The organism is Pseudomonas sp. MH10 (assembly GCF_034353045.1).
Lineage (GTDB): Bacteria > Pseudomonadota > Gammaproteobacteria > Pseudomonadales > Pseudomonadaceae > Aquipseudomonas.
Window position 1 is genome coordinate 688,694 of sequence record NZ_CP133783.1, and the last position, 12,292, is coordinate 700,985.

At 58.3% G+C, this 12,292-nt stretch carries 11 protein-coding genes; 8 read left to right on the forward strand and 3 right to left on the reverse strand.

Annotation, left to right across the window (positions count from 1 at the left end):
• Positions 1–73: 73 nt before the first annotated feature.
• Positions 74–847, forward strand: a complete 774-nt coding sequence (locus RHM59_RS03205; protein ID WP_322164659.1) for an enoyl-CoA hydratase — start codon at positions 74–76, stop codon at positions 845–847.
• Here the strand turns inward: RHM59_RS03205 and tssI are convergent, their stop codons facing one another.
• A complete protein-coding gene (gene tssI, locus RHM59_RS03210) occupies positions 848–2,635 on the reverse strand; it encodes a type VI secretion system tip protein TssI/VgrG (protein WP_322285944.1) in 1,788 nt (595 codons plus the stop codon).
• Positions 2,636–2,929: 294 nt separating this feature from the next.
• Between tssI and RHM59_RS03215 the strand changes: the two genes are divergently transcribed.
• Entirely contained in the window at positions 2,930–3,634 is a 705-nt protein-coding gene (locus RHM59_RS03215) for a YebC/PmpR family DNA-binding transcriptional regulator (protein ID WP_322164657.1), read from the forward strand.
• Positions 3,635–3,757: 123 nt separating this feature from the next.
• Here the strand turns inward: RHM59_RS03215 and RHM59_RS03220 are convergent, their stop codons facing one another.
• Both RHM59_RS03220 and RHM59_RS03225 read right to left on the reverse strand, forming a co-directional pair.
• Positions 3,758–5,071 (reverse strand): leucine-rich repeat-containing protein kinase family protein, encoded by a 1,314-nt coding sequence (locus RHM59_RS03220; RefSeq protein ID WP_322164656.1) that lies wholly within the window; start codon positions 5,069–5,071, stop codon positions 3,758–3,760.
• A complete protein-coding gene (locus RHM59_RS03225) occupies positions 5,071–5,625 on the reverse strand; it encodes a TetR/AcrR family transcriptional regulator (RefSeq protein ID WP_322164655.1) in 555 nt (184 codons plus the stop codon). Before RHM59_RS03225 ends, RHM59_RS03220 begins: the two co-directional genes overlap by 1 nt.
• Positions 5,626–5,731: 106 nt before the next feature.
• On the opposite strand from RHM59_RS03225, the gene RHM59_RS03230 reads away from it, so the two are divergent.
• From RHM59_RS03230 to RHM59_RS03255, 6 genes are all read left to right on the forward strand, one after another.
• Positions 5,732–6,946 (forward strand): MFS transporter, encoded by a 1,215-nt coding sequence (locus tag RHM59_RS03230; protein WP_322285945.1) that lies wholly within the window; start codon positions 5,732–5,734, stop codon positions 6,944–6,946.
• A gap of 120 nt (positions 6,947–7,066) precedes the next feature.
• Complete coding sequence (locus tag RHM59_RS03235) at positions 7,067–8,953, forward strand: propionyl-CoA synthetase (RefSeq protein ID WP_322286660.1); 1,887 nt, start codon at positions 7,067–7,069, stop codon at positions 8,951–8,953.
• A gap of 113 nt (positions 8,954–9,066) precedes the next feature.
• Entirely contained in the window at positions 9,067–9,510 is a 444-nt protein-coding gene (locus RHM59_RS03240; protein ID WP_322164653.1) for a hotdog fold thioesterase, read from the forward strand.
• Positions 9,511–9,624: 114 nt separating this feature from the next.
• Complete coding sequence (locus RHM59_RS03245; RefSeq protein WP_322164651.1) at positions 9,625–10,434, forward strand: alpha/beta hydrolase; 810 nt, start codon at positions 9,625–9,627, stop codon at positions 10,432–10,434.
• Complete coding sequence (locus tag RHM59_RS03250; RefSeq protein WP_322164649.1) at positions 10,431–11,285, forward strand: alpha/beta hydrolase; 855 nt, start codon at positions 10,431–10,433, stop codon at positions 11,283–11,285. The genes RHM59_RS03245 and RHM59_RS03250 overlap by 4 nt, the downstream gene beginning before the upstream one ends.
• A 127-nt stretch (positions 11,286–11,412) precedes the next feature.
• Entirely contained in the window at positions 11,413–12,231 is an 819-nt protein-coding gene (locus RHM59_RS03255) for a DUF4892 domain-containing protein (RefSeq protein ID WP_322286661.1), read from the forward strand.
• The last annotated feature ends 61 nt before the right edge of the window (positions 12,232–12,292 follow it).

The window sequence follows — 12,292 nt, forward strand, 5'->3', positions numbered from 1 at the left end:
TTGTAATCTTTAGTTAACGTTGAATGTATGACCTGATCAGATTTTTAATGAATTTTATAATGGATAAAAATCAATGAGTTATGAAACGATTCTGATGGAAATTCGAGGTCGTGTAGGTTTGATTACGTTAAACCGCCCACACGCCTTGAATGCCCTGAACGCCCAGTTGGTCAGTGAATTGAACCAGGCGCTTGACGTGCTGGACGCTAACCGCGACATCGGTTGTATCGTCCTGACCGGTTCCAAAAAAGCGTTCGCCGCCGGGGCCGACATCAAGGAGATGTCCGAGCTGACATATCCGCAAATCTACCTCGATGATTTGTTTTCCGACAGCGATCGCGTCGCCAGCCGACGCAAACCGATGATCGCCGCTGTGTCGGGTTTTGCCTTGGGCGGGGGCTGTGAACTGGCGCTGATGTGCGATTTTATCCTCGCCGCAGATAACGCCAAATTCGGCCAGCCGGAAATCAAGTTGGGTGTCTTGCCTGGCATGGGCGGCACCCAGCGCCTGACCCGCGCGGTGGGCAAAGCCAAGGCCATGGAAATGTGCTTGAGCGGGCGCCTGATTGACGCCACTGAGGCTGAGCGTTCCGGGCTGGTGTCGCGGGTGGTGCCTGTGGATGAACTGCTGGAAGAGGCGTTAAAAGTCGCCACTGAAATCGCTGCGAAATCCCTGCCCGTAGCGATGATGGTCAAGGAAAGCGTTAACCGTGCCTTTGAAGTGAGCCTCTCCGAAGGCGTCCGTTTTGAACGCCGGGTGTTCCATGCGGCCTTCGCGACGGACGATCAAAAAGAAGGCATGACTGCGTTCATCGAAAAACGCGAGCCGCTCTTCAAAGGACATTGATTATCCGGGGTCGGGTTGAGACCGGCCCGCCCAGTGCAGCAGCGCACTGAAGTCAGGCCGGGTGGGCGAGAGATCGAGTGGGCCTGATTGCCGTAGCGTCCCATATGGACTGGGTTCTTCCTCGCAGACGTTGCGATTCACCCGTTTCGGATTAGACAGTCGAATACAGTCGGCATACAACTCGATGCGGGTTTGCGCACTGGCCAGGGTTAGAGGTAACTGCGCATCAACGCGTAACGCCTGGCTGGCGCTTAAATGGATGTGTTGCGCCATGCGGTTCAATATTTGACCATCAATGCTTATCGGTGGCCGCTGCAGCGCTGTCGCGTCGTTTTTAACCGTGCTGAAAATGACCGGTCGATCCGGGTCACTGTCGAAATGTTTCAGCATCACCTTGGTGCCTGCCAGCAAGGCCGCCGGTCTCTGGACGGTGGGTATTGCGAGGGCCAATGGCAACCACACAGACGCATCGTGATTTGCCTGAGTTTGTGGCCAGCATAAGGTGGCCCGAACACGGCCTTGCTCGTCACGTGTTACCGGATCGCCGTCTGCGCCCATCAATATGGCGGTGTGATCTCCGTCAATTCTTGGCCTATGAGGGGTGAGTGGCGGGCGATAGGCCATGACCCACGGGATAGCCCGAAAGTGGTTTCGATAGCCGCGAGTAAAGGCTGCAATCCCTTGACCATCCATGAAGTCAGACTCGAGGTCCAAGGTCCGTGGCCACTGATCATGGTCAAAAGACGCCTGTTCAATGATCCCGACACTGTCTAGCGGGTCGAGCCCTTTCAACACCTGGGGCTGTTTGCCCGCGTGGTGAAGCTCAGTGAGCAACCAATGGTCGTTGAACGCGCCGTCGGGATGAGCGACCACCCACAGTATTCGGCCGCTGCCCAGCATGGGTTGATCACTAAGACCGTGCACGTGTCGCCGCTCGCAGCGCATGCGCTCTAACGTGCGTTCGCTCAACTGGCGGCGCCTGGTCTGCGTCGCATCCAGATGTTCGTTGCGGCGAGAGACATCGCGAGACTGATTGGCTGCCAGGTCGTGCCGAGGAATCAGAACGCTGTCCTGCGTAGCGGTTCGCGGCGAGTCCTGGGCAAAAGCCCCGTGGCGGTTAGGGCGAGCGCTAAACGCATGGGTCTCGGCCATATGGCTGATGGTGGGGCCCTTTGCACCGCTGTCGCCGCCTTTTCGGTAGCGGGTGGGTGCCGGTAACTCGGGGAAGCTGGCCGGATCGTCGCCAAAAACAATCACGTGCCGGTCGGGGCGATGCTCAAAACGGTAATAAATACCTTCTTCTGCGCAGAGCCGCTGCAGCAGATGAAGATCATTTTCGTCGTACTGGGCACAGCTTGCCCGTGGTGGATACAGCCCCACTGGCATTTCGAAACGACTGTGGTCAACGCCAATACCGTGCTCCTCGAGAAGCTGCGCAATGATTTGGGGGACGCTCAAACAGTGAAACAGCCGCCGATGATAGCGCTGCTGCAACGCTTGCACGCATGGTTCAAGGGTCACACGAAAATGGCTGAGGGTTGCGCCAACGTACAGCGGGAGGATGCTGCCAATCAGGCCATGAATACCCGTGTTCACGTCACCAAAACAAAGAAAGGCGGCTCGCGATTTCAGCAGTCTGACGTCCATATGCGGGGTTTGACTGATCAGATCAATTTCAAACCGGTACGGTCGGTTTAGTGCTTCATAGCCTCTGAATTGGGTGATGTGCAATTCCAGCGGGGTGTTGGCGACGGTCAAGGTGACCCATGTTTCCTCGTCTTGGCTCAACGGCTCGTTCCTTACTTCTAAAAAACCTCGGCAGAGGGTACGGAATGCCGATGCAGAACGTCAGAGCTGCGCGATTATTCGGAAAAGGACTACAAGTCAAAGGTAAGTATCCCCGTTGCTAAAGCGGATTTTGATTGCAGATAGGATCCGTTTTGCCATCGGCGGCCAACGGGGGGTTTCATCTCACGTCATCGCGTATAAAATGACCGCCAATTTCAGCGTTTTGCCACCGTTTCGTCAGCTGCCTGCTGACCGCTACGGCGGCAGTTATCAGCCACCGATCAAGAGAAGAACATGGGCGCACAGTGGAAGGTCAAGCATAAAGAAGCGGCATCGAACGCCAAGGGTCGAATCTTTGGCAAGCTGTCCAAGGAAATCATGATTGCCGCGCGCAATGGTGCAGATCCAGACACGAATTCTCACTTGCGGTTGGTCATCGAACAAGCGAAGAAAGCCTCGATGCCCAAGGAAACACTGGAGCGCGCCATCAAGAAAGGGGCGGGTCTGTTAGGCGAAAGCGTGCACTTTGAGCGCCTGACCTATGAAGGCTTTGCGCCACACCGTGTTCCGGTGATCATCGAGTGCCTGACAGACAACATTAATCGCACGGTGTCAGAAATTCGCGTGTTGTTTCGCAAGGGTCAACTCGGCGCTGCAGGTTCGGTGTCGTGGGACTTTAACCATCTTGGGATGATCGAAGCCGTGCCCGCTACGCCCGATGCCGACGCTGAGTTGGCGGCTATCGAAGCCGGTGCTCAGGATTTCGAACCGGGTGAAGAGGGCGCTACGCTGTTCTTGACCGAGTTGACCGACTTGGACGCAGTGTGCAAAGCGCTGCCGGAGTTTGGTTTTACCGTGCAATCGGCGCAGCTGGGCTATCGGCCTAAAAGCACGGTTGATGGCTTAAGTGATGAGGAAATGGCTGATGTTGAGGCGTTTCTGGAAGCGATTGATGGGCATGACGATGTGCAGAATGTCTATGTGGGGTTGGCAGGGTAGGCTGCTCAGCCGGATTGATGATTCCAGGCAACGCATAAAAAGAGACTGTGGAGACGCTGCCCCAGCGTCTTCGACAGCCGCGCTTTCGTTGGGCAATTACACCGATCTACAGAGGTCGCGCGTTCAAAACGTCTGCAACACTCGATTTACTTCAACAAAGGATGGCCGTGCCGACACGTCCGGTTGAATGCACTGACGCTGCAGCGTTAGCAATCCCGCCTCCTGCGCCCCGCAACGCTCCAGCAGTTCGCCGAGCAAGATCCCGAATGCCCGAACTTCGATCCGCTCAAGCAGCGCCGGTTGGTCTGTGTGTTCAGTGGGATGGAAAGACGCCGCACCGAAGTCGCCCAGCAGGCATTCTCCGTCCTGGTTCCACAAGATGTTGTGGGCATACAGGTCGCCATGGCTCAGGTGGCAGGCGTGCAAGTGCTCGGCGACCGAGGCTATGCCGCGTGCCAGGCGTAACGCGGTTTCTAAAGAGAACACAGTGTTGGCAGGGTAGATATCCCGAGTACACGACTCAAGGCTTGGCGGTCCGGCGAGGTTGCCGAAGTGCGGGGCAATGAGTTGCATGACCAAACCGACCTGGTCGTGCGGGTGGTCGGCGATTTGCCCTTCGACGGTGATCAGGTTCGGATGCGCCCCTGCCGCTATGCAGGCGGCCATCTCGTTCAGCGGCGAGCCGTCGCTTGTGATGCTGCCTTTATAGAGTTTGATCGCCACCGAGGTCTCGATTTGTTCCGGTGCTTGCCACAGCGCCTGCTGGATAACCCCGGAAGCGCCTTCGCCCAATTGATGCTGCACGTCCAGGTGCGACCAGACAACTTGCCGAATTGGCGTCTCGGCGTGATGGGTGGGCAGCGGATTACCCGCGTAGGCCAGCCATGCCAGGGCGGGCAGTTTCAACAGCCAGTCGGGGAGTGAGGTCAGATGATTGGCGGAAATACGCACCAGTTCGAGTTGCGTACAGCGAGCAAGGGACGCTGGTAATGAACGCAGCTGGTTGCCGGCCAACATTAGTTTTTGCAAGCGGGCGCAGTCGCCCAATGCCTCGGGCAAGCTTTTCACGCCATTGTCGGTAAGGATCAACCAGCGCAGCAGCGGCGGCAGTGCCTCGGCCGGAACGTGCTGAATCCGATTGGCCTTGAACCCGACAATTTGCAACTGACTGCATTGGCCAATACACGCCGGCAGCTCGGTGAATTGATTCTGCGAACAGAACAAGACCCGTAGTTTTTTCAAGCGATAGAGGTCGGCTGGCAGGCTGCTGAGTGCATTACCGGTCAGGTTAAGCGTTTCAAGCGAGTCAGCAAGGTCGAAGATTTCCGCTGGAAACTCAACCAGTGCGCAGGACAAATCGAGGCGTTTGATGCCGTCGAGTTGGCCTGCGCGGAGTCGTTCGAGGGTGTGGGGTCGTTTATCGGCACCCATCATCATCAGCGGTGCCGGACCAGGCAGATATCAATTAACTGAAACATTCGTTCCAGGCTCGGCGCGGCTTCAGCGTAAAGAATCCGGTAGATCATCGGCGCGACAATGGCATCCACCAGTTCTTCGGCAGGCGGCGAGGCCTCGCCCCGCGCGATGGCGCGATCGACAATGATTTGCAGTTGATCGCGAACGATAGACGCACATTTGCTTGAGCAACTGGTGGCGCTTCCCACGACGTCGCGCATCATTTCCCGGCCGGCGAGGGAATTCATGTCATCCAGGTATTGCTCGGTCCAGCTTTGCAGGTCATCGCGCAGGTTGCCGCAATTGACCGGCACGTCCGGGCGCAAACGTTCTACTGCCGCATCCGCCAACAAACTCGTCAGGTCGCCCCAGCGCCGGTAGATGGTGGACGGTGTGACGCCAGCCCGTGCAGCGATCATCGGCACGCTGAGGATCGAGCGCTCATGCTCAAGCAACAGGTCGCGGATGGCCGCGTGGATTGATTCCTGAATACGGGCACTGCGGCCGCCCGTGCGAATACCTTCTTTAATAGCCATGCGGCAGACCTTAACACAAAGAATTTGCTTTAAGCGAAATCGCGTTGCACACTCGCAAAAGCTAAATATAGGCTTTAGCGGTTTGCTTTGTTTGGAGAGTGTACCCATGTCCCACCCTTTGCAGAACCCGTCTATGACGGTTCGCGGTCGTAACAGTGTAGGGTTTCTGGCCATTACCACACTGTGCTTTTTCGCCGCATCCAGTACGCCGACCCCGCTTTATCACCTGTATCAACAAAGCTGGGGCTTCTCGGCTGCGATGCTGACGTTGATCTTTGCTGCGTACGCGTTGAGCTTGTTGGTGGCACTGCTGGTCGTGGGGTCATTGTCGGATTACCTCGGCAGGCGCCCGGTGATCTTTGCCGCACTGTTGCTGCAAATCCTGTCGATGGCGTTGTTCATCGGTGCCACGGACGTGACCTGGTTGCTCTGGGCGCGGTTGCTCCAGGGTTTCGCCACGGGAATGGCCGCCAGCGCACTGGGCGCAGCGTTGCTCGACTGTGATCAGGTCCAAGGCCCGCTGGTCAATAGCGTGGCGCCATTATTGGGCATGGCGGGCGGCGCGCTGGGAACCAGCGTGTTGGTGGCTTACGCACCGATGCCGCTGACACTGGCGTTTATCGTGCTATTGATCGCCTTTGCGCTGCAAGCAGCGTACCTGTGGCGTTTGCCGGAAACGGTCAGCCCGCAACCCGGTGTGTGGGCCTCGCTAAAACCGACGCTGAGCCTACCGCCGCAAGCGCGGCGCACGCTCTGGCTGATTCTGCCGGTGGACATTGCGGCATGGGCGCTGGGTGGGTTCTACCTGTCGTTGACGCCCTCGCTGTTGGCCGCAGCAACCGGTTCAACCTCGGTCATGAATGGCGGGTTGGCCGTGGCTGCGCTCACCTTGAGTGGGGTGCTGGCGATTCTTAACCTGCGCAAGCGCGCGCCGGTTCTGGCCTTGTTCGTCGGCGCGACCTGCTTGGGCATTGGCGTCGCGGTGATTTTGCTGGCGGTCAACAGCGGCTGGCTGTGGTTGTTTTTTGTTGGCACGGTGATCGCGGGTTGTGGCTTCGGCTCGGGGTTTCTGGGCGCCATGCGGCTGCTAATGCCACTGGCTCATGCCCATGAACGGGGAGGGTTGATGTCGACGTTCTACGTGCTCAGTTACTTGGCATTTTGTGTGCCTGCGTTGGTGGCAGGCTTGTCTTCGCACAGCTTCGGCCTGATCAACACTGCCAACGTCTACGGGCTGGTGGTCATCGTTCTCGCGGTCTTGGCGTTGTTCGGGCTGTTGCTTCAACGGTTGGCCAACACTCGCAGGCTGCAACGCGGCTGATACGATCGACAAAAGTCGTAGCGGAATTTCGCTGCGCATCTGCTACGTTCATCGGTGTAAGGCCTTTCTCGCAAGCCCAGAACAAGAACAATCACAGGGATACCGATGAGCCAGCAACCGATGAACTACGTCCAGAGTCACGCGCAATCGATCGCCGACCCCGAGGCTTTTTGGGCCGAACAGGCGCGGCACGTGGCCTGGTATCGCGCGCCCCTCAATACCCTTGAAACCTTGGCCGACGGCACGCACCGTTGGTTCGGCGATGGCCTGCTCAACAGCAGCTACCTGGCGCTGGATCACCACATCGAGCAAGGGCGCGGCGATCAGGCAGCGTTGATCTACGACTCGCCGGTCAGCTACAGCAAAGTCCGTTACAGCTACACCGAACTGCGTGACGAAGTGGCGCGGTTGGCCGGACTGTTGCGCCAGTTGGGCGTGGAAAAAGGCGACGGCGTGATTATTTACATGCCGATGATTCCCGAAGCGGTGATGGCCATGCTGGCTTGTGCTCGGTTGGGCGCGGTTCACTCGGTGGTCTTCGGCGGTTTTGCGGCCAACGAACTGGCGCTGCGGATCGACGATGCCAAACCCACGTTATTGCTGACCGCCTCCTGCGGCCTCGAGTTTGACCGGGTGATTGAATACAAACCCCTGGTCGATAAAGCGCTGGAGTTGGCCCGTCATCAGCCGCGTCAGGTGCTGGTTTTGCAGCGCCCCCAAGTTCTGGCGCCGTTGCAGGCAGGGCGCGACTTGGACTGGAACGTTGCGTTAGCCGGTGTTGCACCGGTTGATCCGGTGCCGGTCGCGAGCAGCGACCCGCTGTACATCATGTACACCTCAGGCACTACCGGCAGGCCCAAAGGCATCGTTCGCGAAAACGGTGGCAACGCCGTGGCGCTGATCTTCACCATGGCCTCGATTTATGGCATGCAAACCGGCGATGTCTGGTGGGGGATTTCCGATGTGGGCTGGGTCGTTGGCCATTCGCTGATTGTTTACGGGCCGTTGATGGCCGGTTGCACGACGGTGCTGTACGAAGGCAAACCGATCCGTACGCCGGATGCAGGAAGCTATTGGCGGATGATCGAGGAGTACCGGATTAATGCCTTGTTCTGCGCCCCGACCGCCATGCGGGCGATTCGCAAGGCGGACCCCGACGGCGAACTGATCAAACACCGCGACCTGAGCTCGATTCGTCATCTGTTTCTGGCCGGGGAAAAACTCGATTCCAGCACCCACGAGTGGTTGGAACAACTGACTGGCAAGCCCGTCCTCGATCATTGGTGGCAGACCGAAACCGGTTGGCCGGTGACTGCGCCATGCGTGGGTCTGGAAGGTCACCGTCCCGGCCCTGGCTCAAGCAACCGCGCGGTGCCGGGTTACGACGTTCGGGTGATGGATGAGCACGGGCAACTGGTCGGGCCTGGCGAGCAGGGGTCGGTGGTGATTGCCTTGCCGTTGCCACCCGGTTGCAGCCAAACCTTGTGGAACGACCATTCGCGCTACCTTGAGGCCTATTTACAGAGCTTCCCCGGTTATTTTCATACCGGCGACGGCGGCTATGTCGATGACGAAGGGTTCGTCTACATCATGGGCCGCACCGACGACGTGATTAATGTCGCGGGTCACCGCTTGTCCACCGGCGAGATGGAAGACCTGGTGGGCCAACACCCGGCCGTCGCCGAGTGCGCAGTGATTGGCGTACATGACGAGATCAAAGGCCAAGTGCCGTTAGGGATGATCGTGCTTAAAGACGGCATCGAAGAAAGCAATGCGCAACTGCAGAGCGAAATGGTTGCTTTGGTGCGTGAGAAAATCGGCGCGTTAGCCTGTTTGCAGCGGATAGTGGTGGTCAAGCGACTGCCCAAAACTCGCTCCGGCAAAATACTGCGCGCCGTGTTGCGCAAAATAGCCGACGGGGAAGTGTTTACGCCGCCTTCTACCATTGATGATCCGGCGATCTTGGTGGAGATCAGCACCGCGCTGGGCATAACCCCGAAAATCTGACGTGATCACATCATTTTTTACCGAATGAAACGGGCGTTCGAAAACGCTACTATGCGGCGACCGACTCCAATTTAAGCGCTCGCCAACCGGGCGCCATAACCCAGGGATTTAACATGAGCCTTTGGCTTACGACCCCCAATATCGAACAACTCAATGGGTTGCAGAAGAACACCATCGGTGAGCTGCTGGACATACGTTTCGAAAGTTTCGATGACAACTCCCTTACCGCGAGCATGGTGGTCGACCACCGTACCCATCAACCTTATGGGCTGTTGCACGGGGGGGCTTCGGTGGTGCTGGCAGAAAGCGTGGGTTCGATGGCCAGCTACCTGTGCATCGATCCAAGCAAGTTTTTTTGCGTCGGTCTGGAAATCAACGCCAACCATCTGCGCGGTTTGCGCAGCGGTCGAGTGACGGCAGTCGCCCACCCAATCCACATTGGCCGCACGACACACGTGTGGGACATTCGCTTGACCAGCGACGAAGGCAAGGCCAGCTGTATCTCGCGCCTGACCATGGCGGTCGTGCCCATAGGCGAGCAACCGCCGGTTCGTTGATCCTGTGAAGGCAATCCTGTCCTAAGTGTCACTTCAAGTGGCGGTTACAGTCATTGCCCGGCGCTGGGCGGGTGCGCACAATCGCCACTGGGTTTTCGTTATGGACGTGCTCGTATGTCGCAACAGGTGTTTTTCGCTCACGCCAACGGCTTTCCGTCGGCCACCTACGGCAAGTTGTTTGCTGCCTTGGCGCCGGATTTCGTCGTTTCACATTTGCAGCAGCACGCCCATGATCCGCGATTTCCGGTGGATGACAACTGGCTGAATTTAGTCGATGAGCTGATTTATCACCTGCGTCTACAGCCCGAGCCGGTCTGGGGCGTGGGGCACTCGTTGGGCGGCGTGCTGCATTTTCATGCAGCGCTGCGCTGTCCGGAGCTGTATCGCGGGGTGGTGATGCTTGACTCACCGGTACTCACATTGGCCGATCAACTGATGATCCGCGCGGCCAAGCGCTTTGGCTTTATTGATCGCATTACCCCGGCGGGCCGCACCTTGGGACGTCGGGAAGCGTTTGCTGACATGGACGCCGCCCGCCACTACTTTTCCGGCAAAACCCTGTTTCGGCGTTTTGATCCAGAATGCTTCGATGCCTACTTGCTGCACGGTTTGCGGCAAGACGGAGAGCACTTGCGCTTGAGCTTCGACCCGGCCACGGAAATCAGCATCTACCGCAGCGTTCCGCACACCAGCCCCGGTCGCGCTCAACAGTTGCAAGTACCGCTGGCCGTGGTTCGCGGCAAGCACAGCCGAGTGGTCATGCGTCATCACGCCCGTTCGGTAAAACACCTGCCGCTGGGTGAGTCGTTATCTATGCCCGGAGGTCACATGTTTCCCCTGGAACGTCCGCAAGAAACCGCCGACCTGCTCAAGCAGGTATTTGCTCGCTGGAACATGGCGCTCACCGAGAGAATCAGCGCATGAGTATGCCGGTCGAAGAAGTTCGCCTGAGGTTGCCGCACATCGAATTGGCCGCCCACCTGTTCGGGCCGGAAGACGGTCAACCGGTGATCGCCCTGCACGGTTGGCTGGACAACGCCAACAGCTTCGCGCGCCTGGCGCCACAACTTAAAGGGCTACGGATTGTCGCCTTGGACCTGGCCGGACACGGGCACTCGGACCATCGCCCAGTGGGTTCCGGTTATACCTTGTGGGACTACGCCCATGACGTGTTGCAGGTGGCTGAACAACTGGGCTGGCAGCGCTTTTCTTTGCTGGGGCATTCGTTGGGCGCGATTATTTCTGTGGTGCTGGCCGGTGCGCTGCCCGAGCGGGTTACGCGTCTGGCCTTGATCGACGGCGTGATTCCGCCCACTGGCGAAGCGGACAGTACCGCAGAGCGGATGGGCATGGCATTGCAGGCGAAGTTGAACCTGTCTGCCAAACACAAGCCGGTCTACCCTGACCTGAACAGTGCAGTGGAAGCCCGGATGAAAGGCGTGGTGGCCGTGAGCCGTGAAGCGGCTGAATTGCTCGCCCAACGTGGCTTGATGCCGGTAGCCGGTGGTTATACCTGGCGCAGTGACAGCCGCTTGACCCTGGCGTCACCCATGCGCTTGACCCGAGATCAGGCGATGGCCTTCGTTAAACGCGTCAGTTGTCCGACGCAGTTGGTGGTGGCCGGGCAGGGCATGCTGGCGCAACATCCGGAGTTATTGTCGCAACTGCCTTTTGAAGTCACGACCCTGGAGGGCGGTCATCACCTGCACCTGAATGACGAAGAGGGCGCACGCTCTGTTGCAGACTGTTTCAATCGCTTTTACGCCGTTCCTTGACTTGCGGCGGGCAACTGCCGAGGCTGGGCTCCTTGAAACAGGAGATGACCTTGATGGACCACCGTCCCGCCGTAACCTGCAACCCCAACCAGCCCGCCCTCACCTTGGCGACCCGATGAAAGCACGTATGCGTTTACTGAGTGTTCTCAGCGTGTCGATCAGCAGTTCGTTGCTAAGTACCCTGCTCTTTGCCGCCGATGTTCCCGGCAGCCATGACCTGGATGTGGTGCCACGGGTGTTGGACGCCGAAATTGTCGACTACCGCCCGCCGGTGGACCTGGAGCGAATTTACCCGTTAGGTTCTATCCGCAAAATCAGTGGCCAGTTGCGCTTTGACGGCCAAGTCAGCGCCAAAGGCAGCGCCACTTCTGTGACCTACGAGCTGCCCACCGAACACACCTCGGATGAGGCTTTTACCATCGCTCGGGAAGCGCTGCAAAAGCAGGGCGCCGAGCTGTTGTTCTGGTGCCAGGCTCGGGACTGTGGTGAAAGCAGCTTGTGGGCCAACGAAGTGTTCGGTAACTCCAAACTGTACGGCGCCGATGACCAGCAGGCCTATTTGCTGCTTCGTCTGGCGGTCCCGAAGAACGACACATTGGTGGCGTTGTATGGCATTACCCGTGGCAATCGACGAGCCTATTTGCACGTCGAACAGTTTGATTCCGCCGCACCGCTGGGTGATCTACTGCCCACCTCGGCGACCTTGCTGCGTCAGTTGAAAAGCACCGGCAAACTGGAGTTTCCGAAGCTGACTGGCGACCCGCAGGACACCTGGACGACCTTGATTTCCCGTGCGCTCAATCTGGACAGCACGGTGCGGGTCACGGTATCCGGGGCGAATGCCGAAGCTTGGCGTCAGGCGTTGATCACCAAAAGCGTGCGCGCGGCACGTCTTGAAACCGGCAGTGCTGACAAGCCGGGTCTGGTTGTCGAGCTTATTCGCTGAAATCCTTGTTCTCATCGGGCGAACACTGGCGCTGTCGGTGTTCGCCGTTATGCTTACAACC